The sequence below is a fragment of the Amycolatopsis sp. NPDC004169 genome (assembly GCF_040610315.1).
Lineage (GTDB): Bacteria > Actinomycetota > Actinomycetes > Mycobacteriales > Pseudonocardiaceae > Amycolatopsis.
In genome coordinates this window covers 122,155-145,400 of sequence record NZ_JBEXMD010000026.1, presented here as the reverse complement: position 1 = coordinate 145,400, position 23,246 = coordinate 122,155, and the positions used below count along the sequence as shown (strand labels likewise).

General features: G+C 73.7%; 21 protein-coding genes. 11 read left to right on the top strand and 10 right to left on the bottom strand.

The features are described from left to right. The first annotated feature begins 455 nt into the window (after positions 1-455). The 3 genes from ABZX11_RS30555 to ABZX11_RS30545 are packed head-to-tail and all read left to right on the top strand — an operon-like array spanning position 456 to position 3,243. A complete protein-coding gene (locus tag ABZX11_RS30555) occupies positions 456-1,496 on the top strand; it encodes a hypothetical protein (RefSeq protein WP_354919348.1) in 1,041 nt (346 codons plus the stop codon). Beyond that, a complete protein-coding gene (locus ABZX11_RS30550) occupies positions 1,493-2,404 on the top strand; it encodes an ABC transporter ATP-binding protein (protein WP_176172709.1) in 912 nt (303 codons plus the stop codon). The genes ABZX11_RS30555 and ABZX11_RS30550 overlap by 4 nt, the downstream gene beginning before the upstream one ends. Next, complete coding sequence (locus ABZX11_RS30545) at positions 2,401-3,243, top strand: ABC transporter permease (RefSeq protein ID WP_176172708.1); 843 nt, start codon at positions 2,401-2,403, stop codon at positions 3,241-3,243. The genes ABZX11_RS30550 and ABZX11_RS30545 overlap by 4 nt, the downstream gene beginning before the upstream one ends. On the opposite strand, the gene ABZX11_RS30540 is transcribed toward ABZX11_RS30545, so the two are convergent. Beyond that, a complete protein-coding gene (locus ABZX11_RS30540) occupies positions 3,233-4,039 on the bottom strand; it encodes a lipase (RefSeq protein ID WP_354919345.1) in 807 nt (268 codons plus the stop codon). The genes ABZX11_RS30545 and ABZX11_RS30540 overlap by 11 nt on opposite strands. A 113-nt stretch (positions 4,040-4,152) precedes the next feature. After that, complete coding sequence (locus ABZX11_RS30535) at positions 4,153-4,716, bottom strand: CGNR zinc finger domain-containing protein (RefSeq protein ID WP_354919342.1); 564 nt, start codon at positions 4,714-4,716, stop codon at positions 4,153-4,155. Between the two features lie 82 nt (positions 4,717-4,798). Here ABZX11_RS30535 and ABZX11_RS30530 point away from each other — a divergent pair, with 82 nt between their 5' ends. Next, positions 4,799-5,971, top strand: coding sequence for an epoxide hydrolase family protein (locus ABZX11_RS30530; protein ID WP_354919339.1), 1,173 nt, complete (start codon positions 4,799-4,801; stop codon positions 5,969-5,971). Here the strand turns inward: ABZX11_RS30530 and ABZX11_RS30525 are convergent. Then, positions 5,956-8,535 (bottom strand): CHAT domain-containing protein, encoded by a 2,580-nt coding sequence (locus ABZX11_RS30525; protein WP_354919336.1) that lies wholly within the window; start codon positions 8,533-8,535, stop codon positions 5,956-5,958. The genes ABZX11_RS30530 and ABZX11_RS30525 overlap by 16 nt on opposite strands. A 183-nt stretch (positions 8,536-8,718) precedes the next feature. Between ABZX11_RS30525 and ABZX11_RS30520 the strand changes: the two genes are divergently transcribed. Beyond that, positions 8,719-9,867 (top strand): S8/S53 family peptidase, encoded by a 1,149-nt coding sequence (locus ABZX11_RS30520; RefSeq protein ID WP_354919333.1) that lies wholly within the window; start codon positions 8,719-8,721, stop codon positions 9,865-9,867. Position 9,868: 1 nt separating this feature from the next. Here the strand turns inward: ABZX11_RS30520 and ABZX11_RS30515 are convergent, their stop codons facing one another. Further along, positions 9,869-10,315: a hypothetical protein gene (locus ABZX11_RS30515; RefSeq protein WP_176172705.1), complete on the bottom strand. Its 447-nt coding sequence runs from the start codon at positions 10,313-10,315 to the stop codon at positions 9,869-9,871. Continuing rightward, positions 10,312-10,872, bottom strand: a complete 561-nt coding sequence (locus tag ABZX11_RS30510; RefSeq protein WP_176172704.1) for a sigma-70 family RNA polymerase sigma factor — start codon at positions 10,870-10,872, stop codon at positions 10,312-10,314. The genes ABZX11_RS30515 and ABZX11_RS30510 overlap by 4 nt, the downstream gene beginning before the upstream one ends. Before the next feature lie 163 nt (positions 10,873-11,035). Here ABZX11_RS30510 and ABZX11_RS30505 point away from each other — a divergent pair, with 163 nt between their 5' ends. Beyond that, positions 11,036-11,227, top strand: a complete 192-nt coding sequence (locus tag ABZX11_RS30505; protein ID WP_254896957.1) for a hypothetical protein — start codon at positions 11,036-11,038, stop codon at positions 11,225-11,227. On the opposite strand, the gene ABZX11_RS30500 is transcribed toward ABZX11_RS30505, so the two are convergent. Further along, positions 11,224-12,408, bottom strand: a complete 1,185-nt coding sequence (locus ABZX11_RS30500) for a glycoside hydrolase family 64 protein (RefSeq protein WP_354919328.1) — start codon at positions 12,406-12,408, stop codon at positions 11,224-11,226. The two genes, ABZX11_RS30505 and ABZX11_RS30500, sit on opposite strands and share 4 nt — an antisense overlap. 37 nt (positions 12,409-12,445) lie before the next feature. Then, the gene (locus ABZX11_RS30495) at positions 12,446-13,360 is read right to left on the bottom strand and encodes an EamA family transporter (protein WP_354919325.1); all 915 of its coding nucleotides are present in this window, start codon (positions 13,358-13,360) and stop codon (positions 12,446-12,448) included. Positions 13,361-13,436: 76 nt separating this feature from the next. On the opposite strand from ABZX11_RS30495, the gene ABZX11_RS30490 reads away from it, so the two are divergent. Then, a complete protein-coding gene (locus tag ABZX11_RS30490; protein ID WP_176172701.1) occupies positions 13,437-13,934 on the top strand; it encodes a MarR family transcriptional regulator in 498 nt (165 codons plus the stop codon). On the opposite strand, the gene ABZX11_RS30485 is transcribed toward ABZX11_RS30490, so the two are convergent. Beyond that, entirely contained in the window at positions 13,931-14,875 is a 945-nt protein-coding gene (locus tag ABZX11_RS30485) for an MBL fold metallo-hydrolase (protein WP_176172700.1), read from the bottom strand. The two genes, ABZX11_RS30490 and ABZX11_RS30485, sit on opposite strands and share 4 nt — an antisense overlap. A 338-nt stretch (positions 14,876-15,213) precedes the next feature. Between ABZX11_RS30485 and ABZX11_RS30480 the strand changes: the two genes are divergently transcribed. The 4 genes from ABZX11_RS30480 to ABZX11_RS30465 are packed head-to-tail and all read left to right on the top strand — an operon-like array spanning position 15,214 to position 19,025. Continuing rightward, the gene (locus ABZX11_RS30480) at positions 15,214-15,690 is read left to right on the top strand and encodes a PTS sugar transporter subunit IIB (RefSeq protein ID WP_354919321.1); all 477 of its coding nucleotides are present in this window, start codon (positions 15,214-15,216) and stop codon (positions 15,688-15,690) included. Between the two features lie 7 nt (positions 15,691-15,697). After that, the gene (locus tag ABZX11_RS30475; protein ID WP_354919318.1) at positions 15,698-17,317 is read left to right on the top strand and encodes a PTS system mannose/fructose/sorbose family transporter subunit IID; all 1,620 of its coding nucleotides are present in this window, start codon (positions 15,698-15,700) and stop codon (positions 17,315-17,317) included. 11 nt (positions 17,318-17,328) lie between these two features. Next, positions 17,329-17,718: a PTS mannose transporter subunit IIAB gene (locus ABZX11_RS30470; protein WP_176172697.1), complete on the top strand. Its 390-nt coding sequence runs from the start codon at positions 17,329-17,331 to the stop codon at positions 17,716-17,718. After that, on the top strand, positions 17,715-19,025 hold the full coding sequence (locus ABZX11_RS30465) for a hypothetical protein (protein WP_354919315.1): 1,311 nt from the start codon (positions 17,715-17,717) through the stop codon (positions 19,023-19,025). Before ABZX11_RS30470 ends, ABZX11_RS30465 begins: the two co-directional genes overlap by 4 nt. Before the next feature lie 7 nt (positions 19,026-19,032). Here the strand turns inward: ABZX11_RS30465 and ABZX11_RS30460 are convergent, their stop codons facing one another. Both ABZX11_RS30460 and ABZX11_RS30455 read right to left on the bottom strand, forming a co-directional pair. Then, positions 19,033-19,803 (bottom strand): GntR family transcriptional regulator, encoded by a 771-nt coding sequence (locus tag ABZX11_RS30460; protein ID WP_176172695.1) that lies wholly within the window; start codon positions 19,801-19,803, stop codon positions 19,033-19,035. A 331-nt stretch (positions 19,804-20,134) separates the two neighbouring features. Beyond that, positions 20,135-23,206 (bottom strand): BTAD domain-containing putative transcriptional regulator, encoded by a 3,072-nt coding sequence (locus tag ABZX11_RS30455; protein ID WP_354919312.1) that lies wholly within the window; start codon positions 23,204-23,206, stop codon positions 20,135-20,137. Between the last annotated feature and the right edge of the window lie 40 nt (positions 23,207-23,246).

Sequence of the window (23,246 nt, the reverse complement as noted above, 5' to 3'; positions counted from 1 at the left end):
TTGTCAAGGCGGGAAAGCGTGCCTTGACAAACCCACCCGGCGGCTGAACAGATAGCAGGGATGAGGGGCGGGGGAGGTCTGGTGAGGTGGTTGGTTGCCTTGCGTTACCGGCCGCCGGTTTGCATCCGCCGTTCGGCCGCCGGTTCACGCCGTGGGCTCGGCCGCCGGTTCGCGTCGTGGGTTCGGCCGCCGGTCTGCGTTGTGGGGTCCGGCTGTCGGTTCCTGTCGACGAATTCGACCCTGGCGATCGGCTTGGGCTGCCGTCGTGGCTGACTCCGCGTGACCTGCCGGGCCTCAGCGTGAACGGGATTTGCCCCCTCCGCCCCTAGCTGTCCACCCATGACCATGCGTACAAAGGACGAAAGAGGTGATGGCGGATGGTGGTGCGGCCCGGGATGCGGCGCCGGTGGGCGGTCGTTGCCGCCCTTGCCGTTGTGCTCGTCTCTGCTCCCTCCGTGATCTCCGCCCTCGCCCCGGCTGGCGCCGCCGTCGATCCGCAGCGGCTGCGCGATCTCGTCCTGGCCTCCGCCGGCAAGCCGTACCAGGGTTATGCCGAAAGCTCCGGCTCTCTCGCTCTCCCCGAGCTGCCGAACCTCGGGGCCGTCACCGCCCTCTTCTCCATGCGGACGCCGATGCGTGCGTGGTACGCCGGGCCGGATCGGTATCGGGTTGACATTCTCGGGACCGCCGGTGAGCACGATGTCTACCGGTTGCCCGATGGGGAGTACACCTGGGACTACGGCGACAACACGCTCACCGAGCTGATCGGCGAGCCCGGGCTTCGGCTGCCTCGGGCCGGGGACCTGCTGCCGCCCGAGCTGGCCCGGCGGGTTCTTCGGGCCGCCGCCGGGGATGCGGTCAGCTCGCTGCCCGGGCGGAATGTTGCCGGCGTCGCCGCGTCCGGGGTGCGGCTCGTGCCCGCCGATCCGGACACCACCATCGGCCGTGTTGATGTCTGGGCGGATCCCGGTACCGGGGTTGCGGTGCGGGTCGAAGTCACCGCCCGGGGGCAGCAGGCGCCGATCCTGGTGACCGAATTCCAGCAGCTCGAGCAGACGATGCCGGTCGTCGAGGCGCCGCGGCCTGCTCTCGGGTCCGGGTTCAACGTCACCAGTGCTCCCGACGTCGCCGACACGCTTGGGGCCTTCAGCCAGGTTCCGCTGCCCTCTTCGCTCGGTGGGCGGCCCGTGGTTTCGGAGAACTTCGGGGGTGTGCAGGGCGCCGCTCTCTACGGGCGGGGGTTGGCCGCCTTTGCCGTGATCGCCGTTCCGCGGACGGTGGCGAACGCTGCGGGCGATGCCGCCGGGAAGGCCGGTGGGGCGCAGGTCAAGCTGGCCGCGGGGAGCGTTGTCCAGCTGTCGATCACGCCTCTTTCACTGGGCATCGTGCGGTCTTCGGTGTCCCGCCGGTCCTACCTGCTGGCCGGGACCGTGACGCCCGCCGTGCTGAAGTCCGTGGCCGATGAGCTGTCGCGGCTGCGCCGGAGCGGCCCGTGATCGTCACGCGTGCGCTGACCAAGCGCTACGGCCGCACGGTCGCCGTCGACGCCGTCGACCTCGATGTCCGGGAAGGCGACCGCTACGGCTTTCTCGGTCCCAACGGCTCGGGCAAGACCACGCTCGTCCGGATGCTGCTCGGGCTGGTCTACGCCACTTCCGGGGAGATCGAGGTGCTCGGGAAAGCCGTGCCGAAGCGGGTCGCCGAGGTGCTGCCCGAAGTCGGCGCGCTCGTCGAGGGCCCGGCCGCGTACCCGCACCTGTCCGGGCGCCGGAACCTCGCGCTGCTCGACGCCGCCGGGCGCGGGGGTGGGCGGAGGACGCGCCGTCGTCGGATCGACGAAGCCCTCGACCAGGTCGGGCTGGGCGGGGTCGACCAGCGGCCGGTCAAGGCGTACTCGCTCGGCATGCGGCAACGGCTCGGGCTCGCCGGTGCACTGCTGCGGAGGCCGCGGCTGCTGGTCCTCGACGAGCCGACCAACGGCCTCGACCCGCAGGGCATCAAGGAGATCCGCGAGCTGCTGGTCGAGCTGAACGCGGGCGGCACCACGGTCTTCCTGTCCAGCCACCTGCTGGCCGAGGTGGAACAGCTGTGCACGCGCGTCGGCGTCGTCGACCGCGGCCGGCTCGTGCTGCAGGAGGACCTGGCCACGCTGCGGGCGGCCACCGGCCGGATCCTGGTCGGCACGCCGGACCCGGCCGAGGCGGCCGCGGTGCTCGACGGGCAGCTCGAAGCCCGCGACGGCGACCGGCTGGTCATCCGGCACGGCGACCCCGCGGCGCTGAATGCGCTGCTCGTCGAAGCGGGGGTGCGGGTGACGTCGATCCACGCCGAGCAGCGGACGCTGGAACAGGTCGTCCTCGACGTGACGGGCCCGGGCTCGGACCGGTTCGGGGCGGCCGGATGATCGGCGTCGAACTGCGGAAGCTCGCGCTGCGGCCGCGGGTCTGGTTCAGCGTGCTGCTGCTGTGCCTGCTGCCCGCGATCGTCGGCGTCTTCCTGGCCACGGCCGACTTCGCGCCGCCGCCGGGGCAGGGCGGGGCGTTCCTCTCGGCGGTCGTCTCCGACGGCGCGTTGTTCCCGGCCGCCGCGCTCGCCCTGGTGCTGCCGCTGTTCCTGCCGATCGCGGTCGCCGTCACCGCCGGCGACGCGATCGCCGGCGAAGCCGCCACCGGCACCCTGCGTTACCTGCTGGTGCGGCCGGCCGGCCGCACCCGGTTGCTCGGCGCCAAGATGGTGGCGCTGGCCGTGTACGTCACCGCCGCGATCGTCATCGTCGTGCTGACGTCGCTGGTGCTCGGGGTGATCCTGTTCGGCACCGGCGGCAACCCCGGCGTCGCGGGTCCGGGCGGGCAGCCGGCCGGCGTGACGTCGCTTTCGGGGCAGTCGCTCAGCTCGTCCGCGCTGGGCCTGCGGCTGCTGGGCGCGGTGTCCTACATCGTCGTGTCGATGCTCGGGTTCGCGGCGATCACCGTCTTCCTCTCGACGGTGTCCGACTCGGCGCTGGGGGCCGCGCTGGGCGGGCTGGCGGTGCTCATCACCAGCACGGTGCTGGAGACCCTGGACGCGGCCGCGTCCGTGCGGCCCTTCCTGCCGACGCACTACTGGCTGGCCTGGATCGACTTCTTCCGCGATCCCGTGCTGTGGCGCAACATCGACCACGGGCTGCTGCTGCAGGCCGGCTACATCGTGGTGTTCTTCGGGGCCGCGTGGGCGAACTTCGCGACCAAGGACGTCACGAGCTGAGGCACTCCGCCGGCGCTTCGAGCGGGGCGGTGCCGAGGGCCTGCAGGACGATCTCGGTGACGGCGGGGTCGGTGGGCAGGTCGCCGTGGCCGGCCGCGTTGCCGGGACAGACCTCCTGCAGCACGACGTTGACCGCGCCCTCGACGCGGGCCGAGTCCGGCGGCGTCACCGTCTCGTCGCGTTCGGTCCAGAGCGACAGCCACGGCAGTCCCGGCGGGAGCGGCTGCTTGGCCAGCTCCTGCAGGAGGCTGCTGCCCGAGGCGAGCTGGACGCACGCGGTGGGACAGCCGCCGGGGACCAGCGCGCCGCCCGCCGTGGCCAGGCCGGTGCCGTGCATCGGCGCGCCGAGCGTGACGACCCGCCGGGCCTGGTGCGCGCCGCCTTCCCGGCCGACCCACAGCCGCGCGACGACCCCGCCTGCCGAGTAGCCGACGACGTCGACCGAGGGTGCGCCTTGTTCGTACGCCTTCTCGACGGCTTCGGCGAGGACGGCGGCCTGTTCGCCGAGGTCACCGGTGCCGTCGCCGGCCAGGGTGAGCACCTCGGCGGACCGGCCGGTGGCCTGCCGGATCCGCTCGGCGAGCACTTCCAGGGCGCCCCGGCCGCCGCCGTAGCCGGGGACGAGCAGGACCGGACCGGGCTTGTTCTGGTCCGGCGTCCCGGCTTCGGGAGCGGCTTTCGCGCCGGAGGTGGCGAGGACGGTCGCGACGACCACGGCCACCACGGCCACGGCGACGCTGCTCAGCATCAGCCGCCGCCGCGGGCTGAGCCCGCTCCACCAAGCCGTGATCCGCACGGTTCCATGATGACCCGGGTCGCGTTCGGTGGGCGTGCTGGAAGCCGGATCTCGCGTGATCGGCGGCGGGATCCGCGTGAGCGAGCCCGGATCTCGCGTGATTGCGGGCGGGGTTACTGCTGGGTGCGTTGCTTGGCGTTGAAGCGGGCCTTCTTCTGGCGGTTGCCGCACGTGTTCATGTCGCACCAGCGGCGGGTGCGGCTCTGGCTGGTGTCGAAGAACGCGGCCTGGCAGGTCGGGGAGGCGCAGAGGGCGAGTTTGCCGTCGCGTTCGCCGGAGAGGATCGCGATGGCGTCGGCGGCGATCACGCCGAGGGCGTCCTCGACGGGGGAGTCCGGGCCGAGCCGCCACGCCCGCGTGCCGTCGGGGGTCAGGACGGCCGACGCCCGCCCGGCGAGGCTGCGGTCGTTGATGATCCGGACCGCCGTCGCCGGAAGAGGTTCCCGGCGGGCGGCCGCGGTGGCGGCGGCGTGGATCGACTCCCGCAGTTCCCGGGCGAGGTCGAGCTGCGCGGCGGTGCAGGAGTCCACCGCGAGGCCGCTGACCGCCAGCCAGTCGGCGAGGCGCTGCGGCGTGGGGATGCGCTCGACGGCGTCGCCGCACCGCTCGGTCAGCGTCGCCGTGAAGCTGGTCGCCAGCTCGGTGCCGAGGCGGAAGTCGGGGAACACAGCGCGCATGGAACCAGCTTAGCCGGTTGCTCGACGGGGCGGGGTCGTGTTAGAACCGTCTTAGCCGGTTCATTGACGACGAGGAGGTCCCATGCCCTGTCTCACCAGCGACGTGCAGCCGTTCGAAGCCCACGCCACCGACGCCGACCTCGGCGAACTCCGGGCGCGGCTGGCCGCGGCGCGGCTGCCGGAAGCCGAAACGGTCCGCGGCACCGGGCGCGGCCGGTGGGACCAGGGCGTCCCGCTCGCCGACCTCACCGACCTGCTGGAGTACTGGCGCACCGGCTACGACTGGCGGGCGTTCGAAGCGCGGCTCGACCGGATCGGCCAGTTCCGCACGACCATCGACGGCCTGGGCATCCACTTCCTGCACCGCCGGTCCCCGCGGCCGGACGCCACGCCGCTGGTCCTCACGCACGGCTGGCCGGGCAGCGTCGCCGAGTTCGTCGACGTGGTCGACGAGCTGGCCGACCCGGCGGACGCCGGCGCACCGGCGTTCCACGTCGTGGTGCCCTCGCTGCCGGGATTCGGGTACAGCGACAAGCCCGCCACCACCGGCTGGGGCACGGAGAAGATCGCGGCCGCCTGGGTGGAGCTGATGGGCAGGCTCGGCTACGACCGGTTCGCCGCCCACGGCGGCGATTGGGGCGGCAACATCACCACGGTCCTCGGCGGCCGGTTCCCGGAGCACGTGCTCGGCATCCATTCGACGTTCGCGGCGGGTCTGCCCGGGGCGGCCACGGACGGGCTGACCGCGACCGAACGCCGGTGGGCGGAGGAAACCCACCACTTCTGGCGCCACCGCGCGGCGTACGCGAAGCAGCAGGCGACCCGGCCGCAGACCATCGGCTACGCGCTCCTCGACTCCCCGGCCGGGCTGCTCGCCTGGATCCTCGACAAGTTCGCCGAGTGGTCGGACACCGCCGACAGCCCGTTCGAGACGATCTCCCGCGACCGCGTCCTGGACGACGTCACCCTGTACTGGCTGACCCGCAGCGGTGCCTCGGCGGCCCGGATCTACTACGAGAGCCACAATGCACTGGACCCGGACCTGCGGGTCGACGTCCCGGCCGCGATCACCATGTACCCCCGCGACATCGAGAAGTGCCCGCGGCCGTTGGCGCAGGAGCGGTACCGCCAGATCGTCCGGTGGCGGGCGCCGGAGGCCGGGGGCCACTTCCCGTCGCTGGAGGTGCCGGGGTACTTCGTCGGGGACTTGCGGGAGGGACTCGCGGCCGTGCTGGCCGCTCAGCCGGCGCCGTAACAGACGTAGCTGAACGCGGCGGGGGAGTCCGGGAGCTCGGCCTGGGCGCGGGCCAGTGCCGCGGCCGGGGTCAGGCCCGATGCCAGGTGGCGGTGGTGGCGGACCATCAGCGCGCGGCCGGCGTCGTCCGGGATCGGCAGGACCGTGGCCACCAGGCTCGTCGTGCCCAGTGCCAGCAGGGCCGAGGCCAGGCCCAGCAGCTCGTCGCCCGCGTGGATCGCCGAGCGGCCCGAGTCGCAGCCCGACAGCACCACCTGGCGCGGCGGGCGGGCCAGCCGTTCCAGGTCGTACACCGTCAGGGGGCCGTCGGCGAGCCGCAGCGCCGAGAACAGCGGGTTGTCCGTGCGGAACACCCCGTGCGCGGCGAGGTGGCCGAGCGCGGCGCCGTCGAGCGCGGCGAGCACCGGCTCGACCCGCGCGTTCCGGCCGGTGAACCGCCGGGCTCCGGGGTAGCGGCGGGCCAGCGCGGCGGCTTCCGCGGCGGCCTGCGGGAGCCCTGGACCGGCCACGACGACGTGGTCGCCGCCGCCCCCGCCCGGTGCGGTCGCCGCGCGGTGCCACAGCGCCGCCGACGGCGCCAGTGACACCGGACGTCCGTGGCAGCCCGGCAGCGCCGGCCACGGCAGCTCGTGCAGCCGCCCGGTCGGCACGATCACCAGCGGGCCGTCGCCGAGGGCGAGCGGGGCGAGCAGCAGGTCGTCGAGGCGGCGGGCGGTCCGCGCGGCGAGCCCGGCGAACGAACCGAGCCCGAACGCCGACCGCCGCAGGGCGAACCGCAGCTCGTCCAGGCGTTCTGCGGCTTCGGCCACCGGGCCCAGCGTGCACCGCCGCAGCCGGCCGCCGCCGAGGACGAGGGCCGTCAGCCGCCCGTCCAGTTCGAGGTACTCCACCAGTGTGGCCGGGCCCAGTGCTGCGGCGAGCTCGGCGCGCGAAGGGAGTTGTGAGTCCTCAGTGGACAGTCCAGGGGCGTGTCGGGCGCGGTCACGCACGGCCTTCTCCAGCCGGGCCTGCCGGCGCAGCAGGGCCGGCGCCTGGCCGGGGTCGGCGGCGAGGTCGACGGCGGTCTGGCGCAACGCCGCGAGGTCCGCGGCCAAGCCCTCGTCGTCCGGCGGCCGCGCGGGCCGCAGCCGCAGCGCACCGGCGTGCCGGTGTTCCGCCCACCGCAGCACGGCGTCCGGGTGGCCCGCTTCGACGGCGAGCCGCAGCCCCAGCTCGGTCAGCTCGCTCGCGTGGCCGGACGCGTGGGCGCGCAGCTCGCTCGCGCCCAGCCCGGCCCGGAACCGGCCGATCACCCGGACCCCGGCGCGCACCGCGGCGCCCGCGCCCCGGCGGTCGCCGTCGACCAGCCGCAGCAACGCCGTCGCGTGCCAGGCGCGGGCCCGCAGCTCGGCCGGCCCGCCGCGCCCGGCCCGGCCGACGGCCGTCAGTTCCGCGGCCGCGATCGCCGGACGGCCCAGTTCGAGCGCCAGCGCCGCGACGATCAGCCGGGCGTCCAGTGCCGGGACCACCCAGCCCGCGTCGGTCAGCGCCGCCACCGTGCGCTGTCCGGAGCGGAGCATCGCCGTCGTGCGGAGCCCGCTGTCGCGGCGGGCCCGCAGGGCCAGGTAGCCGCCGAGCGCGGCCCAGCCCGGCCGGTGCTGGCGCGCCGCGGACCGCTGCGCCAGTGAGGCTTCGCGCAACGCCGTTTCCGGGTCGCCGTCCAGGAGCGCGACCTTCGCGAGCAACAGCCGCGCCTGGACGAGGTCGACGGCGTTGCGCCGGCGTTCGTAGTCGGCGACGGCGGCCGTCGCGGCTTCGCGTGCTTCGGCGATCAGGCGGACGGAGAGCAGCGTTTCGGCGCGTTCGATCGGGAGCAGGCCCTGGTCGGTCCCGGCCTCTTCGTAGCGCGACGCGGCTTCGTCGTATGCGGCGAGCGCGGCCGGGACGTCCCCGCGGACGGTGGCGGCGAGCCCGCGGTTCTGCCACACCATCGCGGTCCGTCCGATGTGGCCGGTCGCGGCAAAGCCGAGTTCGGCGCGGCGCAGGTCCTCCTCGGCGCCCCGCCAGTCGCCGAGCCGGGCCAGCACGATGCTGCGGTTGGTGCGGATGGTGGCCTCGACGAGGTCGTCGCCGCCGGCCGCCCGCAGCGTGTCGAGCGCGGCCGCGAACTCGGCGGCGGCGGCACCGAACCGGCTGATTTCGGTGAGCACGACGGCCCGCTGCATGCGCAGCCGCGCCGCCGCCGTCCCGGTCAGCTCCGGCATCGCGAGGTCCAGCTCGCGCAGGGCTTCGGCGGTGCGGCCGGTCAGCGTCAGCACGTAACCGAGCACCCCGCGGGTCTGGGCGGCCCGTTCGCGCAGCCCGGCACCGCCGGCCAGCCGGACCGCGGTGCGCAGCCGGGTTTCGGCCTCGGCGAGCCGCCCGGTGGCCACGCCGGCGATGCCGAGCGCGTGCTCGGCGACGGCGGCGGCCTCGGCGTGGCCGTCGGCTTCGGCGAGCGCGGCCCCGGCCAGCGCCCGCGCCCTGGCGGGTGCGGTGAAGGCGAGATCGGCGGCCGCGACGGCCTTGGCCAGCGGCCCGGTCACGGCTTGTGCCTGTCCGATCCGGCCGAAAGCAGGCCGGCCCCCACGCGGCACGGAACCGTCTTCGCCAAATCACCCGGCCGTGGCTGTGGCCGGATCGATACCCGTCGACGCAGTATCAGATGGAGGGGTTCGCGGATCGGGTCACCGACCCGTTCACCCATGACCGGTCCCGGAGGGGGACACATGACGCGATACCGCCATCGAGCAGGCGAACTGCTGGTCCATGCCGACGATTGTGCCGCGATCCACGCCGAACTGGCAGAGTTCGGCTACCACCCGGCCGGGGGGACCGGCGCGCTGCGCCGCTTCACCGGCAGCCGTCCGGTGCCCGAGGTGCTCGCCGCCCTCGGCCCCGGCGGCGCGAGCCCGAACCACCTGTTCGGGCTCGACCGCATCATCTGGAACGACCTGCGCCCGAAATCGACCTGGGACACGTTGGACCTCACTCCGGCGGGGGACATCTCGCTGCGGGTGGGCGTGATCGACACGGGCATCGTCCTGCGCGACGGGGTGCCGCACGAGTTCCTCCGGGAGCGCGTGTGCTTCGAACCCGAGGACACCGCCCGCGTGGTGTACGACGAGCACGGCAACCCGGCCGGCTCGGCAGCCCACGGCTCGTTCGTCGCCGGAGTGGTGCTGAAGCAGGTGCCGCCCGAAGTCGGCGTCCGGATGAAGGGCGCGATCGACGAGGAGAGCGGGGACGTCGAAGACCTCGCGGTCGCGAACGCCATCGACGCGCTGAACGCCGAGGGCATCACCTTGATCAACCTGTCCTTCTCGGGCGCGACCTGGGAAGACAAGCCGCCGAAAGCGATCGAAGACGCCTTGCGGCGGTTGCCGCAGCACGCAGTTGTGGTGGCTTCGGCCGGGAACCGCGGAACCCGGCAGCGGGTCTACCCGGCGGGCTTCAAGCTGGCCGCCACCGTGGGTGGCCGGCCCGACGAGGACCACGTCAAGGTGGTCGCGGTCGGCTCCGTCGACACTTCGCACGACCCGGCCAAGCCGCCCGTCGCGGACTTCAGCAACTTCGGGCCGTGGATCTCCGCCTACGCCAACGGTGTCGATGTGACCGGGCCGTACTTCTGGCCGGGGTGCCCGGCGCAGCGGCACTCCGACGAGCCGGACTTCAACGGCTACGCGGTCTGGAGCGGCACCTCGTTCTCGGCCGCCATCGTGACCGGGCAGATCGCGGCGAAGATGCACGAGACCCGTGGTTCGGCGCGCGCCGCGGCCGACGCCCTGCTGAACGACGCCGAGAAGATCTGCGTCTGGGACGTCAACGGCAAGCTCGAGCGGCCCTTCGTCCGGGGCGTGCCCGAGCCGGGCGAGTGAGCTAGAGGCTCGCCCAGCCGGTGGTGACCGCCGTGCCGTCCGCGGCGGTCACCGTCACCCGGGTTGCGCCTCTCGGCAGGCCCGCCGCCGTGAACCAGCCTTCGTCGCCGATCGGGCGGATGTGCCGCTCGCCTGCCACCTCGATCACCGCTTCGCCGGTGGCGCCGGTGATCAACCCGCGCAGCGCCACCCGGCCGCCCGCGTACTCCACCTGCAGCTCCACCGACACCCGCGCCGACTCGAACGACAGCAGGCGTACGTCTTCTCCGTCCGCGCGGACCGCGGCTGCTTCCGCCAGGTCCGAGTCGAACGCCAGGTCCGCCAGCTCCGCGTCGAGGTCGCGCGTGCCCAGGGCCGCGCGGGCCTGCCGGAGCACCAGGTCCGGTACCGGGTCCGCCTGCTCCGCGGCCGCGCGCAGGACGTCCATGAGCTCGTCGTCGGTCGTCACGTGCGGTCCTCCGTTCCGAGCCCGGCCTGGCCGGCCCGCTCGCGCAGCCGGCCGAGGCAGCGCTGGCGGGTCGGGCCGATGCTGCCGACCGGCATGTCGAGGGCCTCCGCCACCTCCGCGTACGACGGCGGGGGCGTCGCCATCAGCACGCGCAGCAGCCGGCGGCACTGGTCCGACAGCTTGTCCAGCGCGCGCCAGAGGGCCGCGTCCCGCTCGCTGAGCAGCAGGGCCGCGTCGACGCCCGCACCGGAGGAGGGCTCGTTCTGCCAGACCTGGTCGTCGGTCGGGCGCTCGCGGTCGGTGTGGCGGAGCCGGCGCAGGCACTCGTGCCGGGTGGTGGTGCCCAGCCAGCCGGGCAGCCGCTCCGGGTCCTTGATGCGGCCGAGGTTCTCGACGAGCTTCAGCCAGGTCGTCTGGACGACGTCGGCCGCGTCGGCGTCGGACAGCCGGTGGGCGCGGGCGACCGACCAGAGCAGGCTGGCGTACCGGTCGACGAGGGCGTCCCACGCCGCCTGGTCGCCGCGTGCGGCCGCCTCGAGCAGGCTCGTGGTGTCCACTTCACCTCCCCTTGACCCGCTCAGCCTAGCCAACAGCAGCCCTTCGGACCCGTACGCCATCGGGGGACTCCTTCGCGTCTTCCCCCCGCTCAGCCGATCCGGTGAGAGCGCCGGAAATACCTGAACCACCGGGGCGGCGGGCGCCGTGTGCCCGGTGGGAGCGGTGGAGACGGATCGGGGTGAGCCGGTCGTGCGGATCGTGGTGCTCGTCGTGCTGGTGGTGGAACTGGTCGCCTGCGGACGGCCGGTCGTGGAGGTGGAGGGCCGGGCGGTGCCGGTGCCGGTGCGCACCGGCGTGTCCGCGGGCGAGCTGCTCGGGGACACCCCGGTGGCACCGGTCGTCGTGAAGCTCTAGTTGAACGGGTCGAGGGTCAGGTAGGCCGTCGCCGGGTTGCCGTCGTTGACCAGGGACTCGTGGTGGCCGACGTCGTCGAACGCGAAGGCGTAGGCCTTGCCGTCGGCCATCTGCGCGTGGATCGAGCGCGCGTAGTGGTTGGTGACGGCGTCCTGGTAGAAGCCCGCCGAGCTGCTGTCCGGCTGGTTCGCGTTGGTCAGCAGCGTCGAGCGATTGAAGCCCGCGCAGAGCGTGCGCGAGATCTGGCCGCGGACGTCGTTCGGCGCGTCGAGGTTCTTGTAGCAGCCGAAAACGCTGTCGGAGTCCGGCTTCTGGAACGCCGTCACGAAGCCGCCGGAGGTGTTCGTGAAGTTCATGGTGCTACCGGAAACCCGGCCGTAGTACTTCACGTTCGGCTGGTCGGCCACCGGCGTCACGGTCAGCGTCGACGAGCTGTACTTCGTCCAGACGCGGTTGATGTAGTCCTGCAGCGCGGTCGCGGGCAGCGCGCCGGCCTCGATGCCGTGGGAGGGGGCCAGCGCACGCAGGACCGTGCCGTCGGAGCGGGTGCGGATGAGGTTGGCCCAGCCACCCGGCTGGCTGCGCAGCGACGAGTAGAAACCGTTGTAGCCACCCGGTTTCAGGTGCCCGGTGCTCCTCGTGGTGCCGCCGGCGGGCTGCACGCCGACCGCGTACGGCGCGGAGAACATGTCCACCTGGGTGCTGTTGAGCCACAGGCCGCCGTCGTTGAGCGTGTACTCGGACCAGTTGAAGAGGATGTTCGCGTTCGGGTCGGACGGGTTCTGGACCGCCGGCTGGACCAGGCCGCCGGTGGCGAGCTTGAAGACCAGCTTCTGCCCGTAGGAGAAGTAGATCCGGCCGGAGAACTTCGGGAGCCGGATGGTGATCGACTGGCCGTTGGCCGGGCCGGGGATCGACGCGTCGGGCGCCGGGATCGGCGGTACCGCGCCGCCGGGCCAGGCGTGGAACGTGCCGTTGGCGTCGGCCCAGCCCTGCTGCCCGGTCGCCAGGTTGGTGCCCAGGTCGTAGAGGTAGACCGGATCGCTGCGGCCGGAGTTGTTGGTGATCTTCAGCGGGATCGTGGCCGGGACCGCTTCGGCGGCGGGGGCGGTCGCGGCGGCCACCGCGAGTGCCGCGGCCAGCACCGCAAGCCGTTGCCGGACGGACGTCTTCGTGCGCACGGGCGCCTCCTCGTCGAGGCCGATGATCGCAAGTTGTTCAGACCATTTCAGCGTCGGTGGCCCGGCGAGTGGTTGTCAAAGGCTGATAATTATCAGCCCCCGTCCGGACCAACGGCCGTCGCTGCGCGGCGACGACGGCGCCCAGCACGATCACCGCGCCCAGCAGCTGCCACGGCGTCAGCCGCTGGCCGAGGACGAGCCAGCCGAGCAGGGTGGCGACGACCGGGCTCAGCAGGCCGAGGAACGTCACGTGGGTGGCCGGCAGCGCGCGGATCCCGCGGAACCACAGTGCGTAGGCGAACGCGGCGCCGATCAGCGCGAGGTAGGCGTACCCGGCGAGGTTCGCCCCGGTCGGCGACGCAGGCGGCGCGCCTTCGACGGCCAGCGCGACCGGCACGAGCACCAGACCGCCCGCGACGAGCTGCCAGCCCGTCGTCGCCAGCAGCGGCGCGGGGGACGTCCAGCGCTTGCTCAGCACGACACCGGTGGCCATCACGACCGCGCCGCCGGCCGCGGCGGCGACGCCGATCGCGTCGAGCCGCGCGCTCGACTGCAGGACCAGCAGGCTGACGCCGGCCACCCCGGCGACGCCCGCGAGCACCGTCCGCCGGGTCAGGCGTTCGCCGAGCAGGCCGGTGGACAGGCCCGCGACCAGCAGTGGCTGCAGGGCGCCGAGGGTGGCGGCGACCCCGCCGGGCAGCCGGTAGGCGGCGACGAACAGCAGGGCGAGGAAGGCGCCGATGTTCAGCGTGCCGAGCACCAGCGAGCGCCACCACCAGTCGCCCTTCGGCAGCCGCCGGGTGAGGGCGACCAGCAGCAGGCCGGCGGGCAGCGCTCGGATGACGGCGGCGAGCAGCGGGCGGTCGGGCGGCAGGAACTCGGTGGTGACGAGGTAGGTGGTGCCCCAGATGGCCGGGGCGAGGGCGGTGAGGAGCAGCTGTTTGTTTAGCACTAAGGCAGATTAGCTCAGTGCTAAGGTAGATGGCTACCCTTTCGCTTACCGCTAAGGCATCGGTTACGCTGTGGCGATGGCCGATCACGTGGACCGGGTACTGGCGCAGTGGCACGCCGAGCGCCCCGACCTCGACGTCTCCCCGATGGCCGTGATCGGCCGGCTGTCCCGCCTGAGCGCGCTGGTCGACGCGGAGCTGCGCCGCACGTTCGCCCGCCACGGCCTGGACCGCGCGACCTTCGACGTCCTCGCGACCCTGCGCCGCAGCGGGCCGCCGTACCGGCTGACCCCGACGGAGCTGATGCGCTCGGCGATGGTGACGTCCGGGGCGATCACCCAGCGGCTGGACAAGATGGAGGCGCGGGGGCTGGTCGAGCGCACGCCGAACGAGGCGGACGGCCGGGGGGTCCGGGTGCAGCTGACCGAGGCCGGTGGGGAGCTGATCGACCGCGCGCTGCCCGAGCACGTCGAGACTGAACACCGCATCCTGGCCGCCTTGGGCACCGGCGAGCGCGAGGAGCTGGCGTCGACGTTGCGGACGCTGCTGGAGAGCCTGGGCGGCTCGGTGTCCTAGGAGATCCGGCGCACCGGCTCGCTGTCCAGCAGCGAGTCCAGGTCGATCCGGCCGCCCGCCGCGGCCAGCACCGCGTCGACCGCCAGGTCGACGTCGAGCTTGCGGCCGTGCTGGTCGGCGTACGCACGCATCAGGTTCCCGATGTGGCGCTCCGGGTTGCGCCACGACGGCCACCGCAGGGACGCCTGCTTCGCCAGCTTCGTGAAGTTCGACTGGCGGACCGTCGCCTCCAGCAGCCACTCGAGGTAGACGCGCATCGCGTGGAACGCGGTGTGGGCCGGGGTCGCCACCGGGCCGTGGCCGGGGACCAGCGTCCGCGGGCGGAAGGTGTCCTGGAGCCAGTCGAGCGCGTCGAGCCAGCCGGGGATCGAGCCGTGCACCGCCATCGGGGTGTCGCCGATGTACACCAGGTCGCCGGTGAACAGCGTGCTCGACCGCGGCTCGTGCACCACCAGGTCGCCCGCCGTGTGCGCGACACCGGGGACCGCGACGACGTCGACCTTCGCGTCGCCCAGGTCCAGCTCGTGCCAGCCGGTCACCGGGTGGACCGCCTCGGGCGACGGTGGCTCGAGCACGCCCCAGCGCGTGTACGTGAAGACGTTGCCGTAGGTCTGCGGGCCGGCCTTGACCAGGTCGAGGCTGCCGGGCGCGGCCAGTGCCGAGCCGCCGTCGCGGAGGGCGACGCCGAGTCCGTTGTGGTGTTCGCCGTGCGCGTGCGTGATGGCGACCGTGAGCTCCTGGTCGCCCGCGTACTTGCGGACGTCACGGACCAGCTCCAGGGTCGCCTGCTCGGTGCCGCAGGTGTCGATCAGCACGACGCCTTCGGTGCCTTGGATCCAGCCGCTGTTCGCGACGAACCACTCGGCCGGGCTCTTCACGTACGCCACCACGCCCGGCCGTGCGTGCCGGAGCGGGACGATGTTCGATCTGACGGCCGGCATGGCTTCCTCCCCTGAACGGACGATGCGGTTAACGACGGTGACCGGGTGAGGTTGCGCGGTTTCTCCCGGAATGTTCGCCCGAATTTCGGTCGGCCGACCGGTCGAGAATTTTTCGGATTCTCCGCGGGGCAGGGTCTTGACAGTCGATCACGACCGTCCATACTGGTATATACCTTTATGGGAGGGTCCGGGAGAAAAATCCAGGGGGACTTCGCGCTCGTGGGCCGACGGAAGGTCTGAGGGGTCCTTCCGTCGGCCGCGCGAAGGCCGGTCACCGGCAGTGTTGACACAGATACTGGTACGAACCAGTATGACTCCTGCCGGCCGGGAGGAGAACTATGGCGGGGGCACACGTCCGGATCGACAACCGGCTCATCCACGGTCAGGTCACCGTCGCCTGGACTCGCCGCCTCGGCGTGCGCCGGCTGGTGGTCTGCAACGACGACGTCGCCGCCGACGACCTCCAGCGGATGCTGCTCCCGCAGGCCGCGCGGGGACTGCCCACCGACGTGCTGACGGTCGAGGCCACCCTGGCCGCCGAGGCCGGCGCGGAGGTCATGATCGTCGTCAAGGACCCGGCGGACGCCTTCCGCCTGGTCGAGGGCGGCCTGCGGCCCGAGGTGGTCAACGTCGGCAACGTCGCGCCCCGGCCGGGCCCCGCCTACACCATGGTCACCCGGTCGGTCGCGGTCACCGCGGACGAAGCCGATGCCTACCGCAAGCTGGCCGCCGCGGGCGTCCCGCTGGTCACCCAGCTGCTGCCACAGGACAAGCCCGCCGAATTCGTCCCGCTGCTCGACCGGAAAGGGCTCTAGCTCCCGCATGCTCGTCGCGTTGGCCCTGACCCTCTGGGCGATCTACTGCACTTATGACGGGCTCGGCCCGTTCCTCATCTACGCCCAGCGCCCGCTGATCGCCGGCTCGGTGGCCGGGCTGATCGTCGGGCACCCGCTGCTCGGCCTGCTGGTCGGCGCCACGCTGGAGCTCGCCGCCCTCGGCGTCTACACCTACGGCGGCGCGACCATCCCGGATTACCAGACCGGCGCGATCGTCGGCACCGCGCTGGCCGCGGGCGCCGCCGGTGCCCCGGCCGCGCAGGCCGCGATCGGCATCGGCGTCGGGCTGCCCGCGGCCATCCTGCTCTCGGCGCTCGACCCGGTCGGCAAGATGGTCACCACCGCGCTGGTGCACCGCGCCGACGGCTACGCCGCCGACGGCAACGCGCGCGGCCTGGCGATGATCCACTGGGTCAGCCTGGTCCCGTGGGTGGCGGTGCGCGCGGTGCCGACGTTCCTCGCCGCGCTCGCCGCGTCCGGCGGGCTGGTCAAGGACATCACCACGAGCATCCCGGCCGGGTTCGTCCAGGGCATGACGCTGGCCGGCTCGCTGCTGCCGGCGGTCGGCTTCGCGCTGCTGCTCGGGATGATGGAGCTGTCGCGGTACTGGTACCTGCTGCTCATCGGGTTCGTCGGGTTCGCCTACCTGAAGCTGCCGGTTCTCGGGATCGCGCTGATCGGCGTGGCGGTCGCGATGCTGTTCGTGACGCTCAAGCGCGACGAGCCGGTGCTCGCCGTCCCCGAGGCCGCCGCCGACGAACCCGCCCCGGACCCGCGGCTGACCAAGCAGGACCTGCGGCGGGCGTTCCGGCGGTACTTCTGGTCGAGCCAGATCTCCTGGAACTACGAGCGGATGCAGGCGCTCGGCTTCGCGTACTCGATGGAGCCGGTGCTGCGCCGGCTGTACCCGGAGAAGGCCGACTACGTCGCCGGCCTGCAGCGGCACCTGCAGTTCTTCAACACCTCGGTGCTCGTCGGCGGCCCGCTGATCCTCGGCTCCAGCGTCGCGCTCGAAGAGGCGGGCACGCCGAAGTCGGCGGCGAGCACCAAGGTCGCGCTGATGGGGCCGATGGCCGGCATCGGCGACACCGTCGTCTTCGCGCTGTACAACAGCATCGTCTTCACCATGGGTGCGTCGTGGGCGCTGCAGGGCAACTGGCTCGGCCCCGCGTTCGCCGCGGTGATGGTGCTCGTGCCGTACGCGCTGATCCGGCGCTGGCAGTTCGGGTTCGCCTACCGTGAGGGCAAGCGGCTGGCCGGGCACCTCGCCGCCGGCGCGCTCGCCAGGGTCGCCCAGGGGGCGACCGTGCTCGGGTTCGTCGTCCTCGGCGGGTTCATCCCGTCGATCGTCAAGGTCGTCACGACGCTGACCTACCGGCAGACCACCACGGTCCAGGGGCAGCCGGTGACGCAGTCGGTGGCGATCCAGGACCGGCTCGACGAGCTGCTCCCGTTCCTGCTCCCGGTGCTCGTCACCGCCGGGGTGTACCTGCTGACGGTCAAGGCGCGGCTGCGGCCGGTCTGGGTCATCGGCACCGTCGTCGTGGCCGGGGTCGTCCTGGGGTGGCTCGGCTGGTTCGCGCCATCGGCCCCGGCGAAGAGTTAGGGGAGTCCGCCATGTCCGTTCCGATCATCCTCGCCGGCCACGGCCGGCTGCCCTCCGGCGTCGGGGAAGCCGCGGAAATGATCCTCGGCCCGCAGTCGCGGCTGAAGGTCTGCGAGCTGAGCCCGCGCGACAGCCCGGAGGAGTTCGGCGCCCGCGTGCTCGCGCTGGCCGGCGACGCCCCCGGCGTGCTGGTGCTGGCCGACCTGCACGGCGGTTCGCCGTTCAACGCCGTCCGCACGCTCGCCGCCGGGCACGCGCGCCTGCAGCTGGTCTCGGGCCTGAACCTGCCGATGCTGCTGGAGGTCCTGCTGCACACGACCGACGACGTCACCGAGCTCGCGGGGGTGGCCCGCGCGGCCGGCCGCGACGGCGTCGTCGACGTCCTGGAATCGACCTGGTGACCGCCGCGCTCCTGCTCGCCGCGCAAGACGTCCGGATCACGCCGGGGCCCGGGCACCCGCTCGGCGGCTACCTGGCCCGGCACGGTGTCGCGACCGGCACGCACGACGACCTCGAGGCGTCGCTGATCTGGCTGTCCACCGAGGACGACCCCGGCGTGGTGTGGGTGGCGCTGGACGCACTCGCCGTCGACGCCGGCCTGACCCGCACCCTGACCGACGCGGTCGCCGCGGCGGTGGACATCGACCCGGACCGGGTGCTGGTCTGCGCGTCGCACACGCATTCCGGGCCCGAGGGCTGGACCGGCCCGCTGCACCCCGGGCTGCCGGGGCAGCGCGACGCCGGGCTGGTCGGCCGGATGGCGGAGAAGGTCACCGGGGCCGCGCTGCGGCTGCGGGCCTGCCGCGGCCGCGTCCGGGCCCGCTGGCACGCGGGCTCGACCGAGGCCGTCGGCGGCAACCGCTACCGGCCCGACGGGCCGCACGACACGTCCTTCGGCGTGCTCGAACTGCGTCGCGACGACGGCACGCCGGCCGCGCTGCTGTTCGACTACGCCAGCCACCCCACGGTGCTCGGCCCGGACAACCTGTCCTGGTCGGCGGACTGGCCGGGCGCGGCCCGCCGCGAGCTGGCCACGCTGGTCGGCCAGCCGGTCGCGGCGTTCCTGCAGGGTGCGGCGGGCGACGCGAGCTCCCGGTTCGTCCGCCGCGGCCGCGACCACGCCGAGGTCCGCACGCTCGGCGGCCACCTGGCGGCGTCGATCGCCCAGGCGCTGGCGGCGGTGTCGGCCCCGCCCGCGACGGCAGGCCCGATCCGGCTGACCCGCTCGACGTTGCACCTGCCCTACCGCGACATCCCGTCGCTGGAGGACAGCTTGGCGCTGCGGCAGGAGGCGGAGGCGGAGTGGCAGCGCGAGCTGGCCCACCACGGCGAGGACCACCCGGCGGTCCGCATCGCCCAGACCCGCTACGAGGGCTGCGCGATGCTGTCGACGATGGCGGCGGGCGGGCGGCCGACGGGCTGCGCGGAGGTGCCGGTGAGCGTGGTGTCGCTGGGGGAGATCGCCTGGCTGCACACGCCGTTCGAGCTGTTCGCGTCCCTCGGCCTGCGAATCCGGCGCGGCAGCCCGTTCCGCCACACCCGGGTGATCGGCTACACGGACGGGTACCTCGGCTACCTCCCGGACGCGGACGGTCACCGCGAGGGGATCTACGAGTCGTACGTGACGCTGTTCCGGCCGGAGGCGGGGGACGAGCTGGTGGAGCACTGCCTCAAGGTGCTGCGGGCGCACCAGGCCGGCCGCCGCTAGGGGGTGTTCAGGTGGCCGGGCTGCGGCGCGCCTGCGTGAAGACGGTGTAGCGGTCCGCCCGGTAGAGCGAGCGGCCCGCTTCGATCACGCCGCCGCTCTGGTCGTGCAGCGTGCCCTCGATGATCAGGCACGGCTGGGTGGCCTCGATGCCGAGCAGGGCGGCGTCGTGGCTGTTGGGCAGGACCGCGGAGATCGCCGTGTCGTTCCACTCGGGGCGCACGCCCCAGCGCTCCTCGATCGTGCGGTGCAGTGACTGGGTCTCCCAGTCGAACAGCTCGATGTCGGGGAACCGGTCGACGGAGAGGTTGGTGCGCTCGACGGCGAACGGCTCGTCTTCGACGTAGCGGAGGCGTTCCAGCCGGAACACCCGCGCGCCGGGCGGCACGTTCAGCCGCCCGGCGATGCGGGGGCCGGCGCTCTCGACCTCGGCGTGCAGCACCTTCGTCTTCGGGACGACCCCGCGGGCCTGCATGTCTTCGGTGAACGAGGTCAGCATGTCGATGTGCGCGGCCTGCCGTTCGGCGGTGAAGGTGGCGGTGCCGTGCTGGCGGTACAGGACGCCGTCGGCGACCAGGCGGTTGATCTCCTGCCGCACGGTGCCCCTGGCGACCTGGAAGTGCTCGGCGAGGAACCGTTCGGACGGCATCAGCCGCCCGGGCCCGGCCTCCGCGGCGGCGCTTTCGAGGATTTCCCGAAGCTGATCGCCTTTCGGCCGCCCCGGCTGCAGCGCGTCCGGCAGACGCAGATCGCTCGCGGCGACGTGTTTCGGACGGGGCATGCCTTCAGTATGTCGCGCCCCGCCCGGCGGGGTAACACCCGGAGCGGGTCACCCGAGGGCTGGAGGCGGCTGGGCAAAGTGTCGGTAAGGCGGCTTTTCCGCGGGCTGAGGTGGGCGGGGTGCGGCGGGTGGATCGCTCGATTGCGGCTCTCTTCCGCTGCCGCGAGCCTGCTCGGCCGGTGGTCCTTCCGGCCAGGGGACCGGTCGGAGCTCGCGGGGCGGGGCCGTTCGGGCGCAGACCCGGCGAGCCGGTTGCGGGCTTCGAGCGCCGCCGCCCGGCTGTGGCCGCACGAATCCGTCGGCGTGGCCGGAGAAGTTGATCCGGCGCGGCTCAGCCCTTTGCCCGGTCGCCGAGGCGGGTCAAAAACTCACCCGCGAGGGCTTCCCCCGTCGCGTGCCCCACCGCGCGGTACAGCGCCTGGGCCTCCCGGGCCGTCCCGCCGGCCAGGATCGACCGGCCCGCCGCCTCCTGGACCGCCGCCAGTCCCAGCAGTGCCTCCGCCTCCACCAGGCGGAACCCGCCCGCCCGGGCCGCGTCCAGCGCCGTCCGGGCGTGTTCGCCCGCTTCGTCCGGGCGGCCGTCCGCCGCCAGGACTCGGGCCAACGTGGCCGCCGCCTCGGCCTGCTGGCCTCGCAAGCCCGACTCCTCCGTCAGCGCCCGGGCCGCCCTCAGCACCTTCTCCGCCGCGCGCAGGTCGCCGCGGCTTTCCTCCGCTCGGCCCAGTGCGATCAGCGCCGCCACCTCCACCTGGCGGTCGCCGTCGCGGCGGACGCACTCCAGTGCCGCCTCCGCCGTCACTGCCGCCGCCGCGTGGTCGCCGCGGGCGATCTGCAGTGCGCTCACCACGTTCAACGCCGTTGCCTCGCCGAAGCTGGACTTCAGGTCGCGGAACGCGCCCAGTGCCTGGTCCAGGACCTCGCCGGACTCCGCGAGCCGTCCGGTGGCCAGCAGGACCCAGCCGAGGTCGGCGAGGTTGGCCGCCTCCCAGAAGGCCAGGTCCTCCTTGCGGGCCAGCGCGATCGCCTCGACCAGGCAGTCCTCCGCCTGCTCGAGCCGGCCCAGCTGCCGGTAGTGGCAGCTCAGCGAGTTCAGCGCCAGCGCCTCACCCGACCGGTTGCCCAGCTCGCGGAACAGCTGGATCGCCCGCCGGCTGTGCTCCACCGCCTCCGACAGCCGCCCGGTCCACTCCAGCATCGCGCCGAGGTTCGCCACCGCCGTGGCCTCGCACTGCCGCCAGCCGCACGCCCGGCTGGCCAGCACCGCCTTCTCCGTGTGGCGGATGCCCGCTTCGTGCTGCCCCTCGCGGAAGTACGCCCCGCCGATGGACAGCTGGACCAGCGCTTCGGCGGGCCGGGCGCCGTGGTCCTGCGCCGCGCGCAGCACGATCGGCGCCAGCTCGAGCCACTCCGCGCGCCGCCCGTGGTCGTGGAAGAACCGGCGCAACGCGTCGGCGAGGTACCAGGCGCCCGGGTACGGCCCGCGCGCCGCCGCCTGCCGCAGGGCCGCCGAGAGGTTCGGGACCTCGACGTCGAGCCAGGCCACCGCCGAGGCGGCGTCCGCGAAGGCCACCGGGCTCGGCGCCGAGGGTGCGTCCTCGCGGGGCAGCGCCACGATCCGCGCGCCGAGCAGCGCGACCGCCGCGTCCGCGGCCGCGCAGTAGCCGGTGAACAGCCGCTCCCACGCCGCCTCACGCGCGGGCTCGTCCTCCTCCGCGCGGACGCACCGCTCGGCGTACCGGCGGGCCAGGTCGTGGAAGCGGTAGCGCCGGGGCGCGTGCGCCTCCAGGAGGTTCGCGGCGATCAGCCCGCGCAGCCGCCGGGTCGCCTCCTCGGCGGGCACCTCCAGCAGGGCCGCCGCGGCGATCGCCGTGAAGTCGGGCCCCGGCACCAGCGCGAGCAGCCGGAACGCCTGACGCAGCTCGGGCGTCAGCGCCTGGTAGGACACCGAAAACGCGTTGGCGACGGCGCTTTCCCCGTCGAAGCCCAGGTGCGCCAGCGGGTCACCGCGCAGCTCGTCGACCAGCTCGCCGATGCTGGCCACGCCGGTGTTCGCGGCGGCGATCCGCAGGGCCAGCGGGTGGTGGCCGCAGAGCCGGGCCAGCTCGTCGGCCGCGTCCGGCTCGGCGGCGGTCCGGTCGCCGAGCAGCGCGGTCAGCAGCGCCCGAGAGTCGGCCTCGCGCAGCTGCGTCAGGCCCAGCGACCGCGCGCCGACGCGGGCGACGAGCTCGTCGAGCCGGTGCCTGCTGGTCACCAGCACCCGCCCCGACGAAGGCAGCAGCGGCAGCACCTGCGCGGTGTCCCGGGCGTTGTCCAGCACCACCAGCGCCTGCCGGTCGGCCAGCAGCGACCGGTAGAGCTTGCTCTGGTCGTCGACCCCGGGCGGCACGTCCCGCAGGTCGACGCCGAGGGTCCGCAGCAGCTGCGCGAGCGCGGCGGCGGGGGTGAGCGGCTCGTCGTCGGCGTCGAAGCCGCGCAGGTTCACGTACAGCTGGCCGTCGGGGTAGCGCGTCCGCGCGGTGTGGGCCCAGTGCACGGCCAGCGCGGTCTTCCCGACGCCGGCGGTGCCGGTGATCACCCAGACGTCCCCGGGCTGGTCGAGCGCGGCCAGCTCCGGCGCCCGGCCGGCGAACCCGCGGACGTCCAGCGGCAGCTCGGCGGGCCGCGGCGCGGCGGCGGGCGGGGCGGGCTCGCCCTCGCCGCGCAGGATCCGCATCCGCAGGTCCTGCAGGGCCTGGCCGGGCTCGATGCCCAGTTCCTCGACGAGCAGTTCGTGCGCGCGCGTGTAGGTCTCGAGGGCTTCCGGGCTGCGGCCGCAGCGGTGCAGCGCGAGCATCAGCGCGGCCCGCAGCCGCTCCCGGAACGGGTGTTCGTCGACGAGCCGCCGCAGTTCGCCGACGACCTCGCCGTGCCGTCCCGCGACGAGTTCCTGCTCGTAGAGCTCCTCCAGGGCGACGAGCCGGCGTTCGGCCAGCGCCGGGCCCTCGTACTCGGCCAGCGATTCGCTCACCCCGCCGAGCGGGGTGCCTTCCCACAGCGCCAGCGCGGCCCGCAGGTGCGCGGCGGCCGCCGCCCCGGAGGTGGCCCTGGCCTTGGCGACCTCCTCGTCGAAGACGTCGAGGTCGCGGTCGCCGGGCGCGACCTCGATGAGGTAGCCGGGCGCCCGCCGCACGATGACGTCCCGCCCGAGCAGCTTCCGCAGTTCGGAGATGTGCACCTGCAGCCGCCCGCGCACGCTCGGCGGCGCGTTCTCGCCCCAGGTCAGGTCGATGAGCCTGTCCTCGGTGACGACGCGGTTCGCGTTCAGCAGCAGCGCGGCCAGCACGGAGGTCTGCTTCTGGCCGCCGGGGCGGATCGGTCCCGTGTCGCCGTGGATCGTGACCGGTCCCAGCAGGCGGTAGCGCACGAGATACCCCCGGAAGACGGACCGAAGCGAAACGGAAGTG

Bases quoted from the DNA above. Each gene is read 5' to 3' on its own strand.
- ABZX11_RS30530 (WP_354919339.1), top strand. From the start codon at position 4,799: ATGCCCTGTCTCACCAGCGACGTGCAGCCGTTCGAAGCCCACGCCACC.
- ABZX11_RS30470 (WP_176172697.1), top strand. From the start codon at position 17,329: ATGTCCGTTCCGATCATCCTCGCCGGCCACGGCCGGCTGCCCTCCGGC.
- ABZX11_RS30480 (WP_354919321.1), top strand. From the start codon at position 15,214: ATGGCGGGGGCACACGTCCGGATCGACAACCGGCTCATCCACGGTCAG.
- ABZX11_RS30490 (WP_176172701.1), top strand. From the start codon at position 13,437: ATGGCCGATCACGTGGACCGGGTACTGGCGCAGTGGCACGCCGAGCGC.
- ABZX11_RS30535 (WP_354919342.1), bottom strand. From the start codon at position 4,716: ATGCGCGCTGTGTTCCCCGACTTCCGCCTCGGCACCGAGCTGGCGACC.
- ABZX11_RS30485 (WP_176172700.1), bottom strand. From the start codon at position 14,875: ATGCCGGCCGTCAGATCGAACATCGTCCCGCTCCGGCACGCACGGCCG.
- ABZX11_RS30460 (WP_176172695.1), bottom strand. From the start codon at position 19,803: ATGCCCCGTCCGAAACACGTCGCCGCGAGCGATCTGCGTCTGCCGGAC.
- ABZX11_RS30545 (WP_176172708.1), top strand. From the start codon at position 2,401: ATGATCGGCGTCGAACTGCGGAAGCTCGCGCTGCGGCCGCGGGTCTGG.
- ABZX11_RS30520 (WP_354919333.1), top strand. From the start codon at position 8,719: ATGACGCGATACCGCCATCGAGCAGGCGAACTGCTGGTCCATGCCGAC.
- ABZX11_RS30475 (WP_354919318.1), top strand. From the start codon at position 15,698: ATGCTCGTCGCGTTGGCCCTGACCCTCTGGGCGATCTACTGCACTTAT.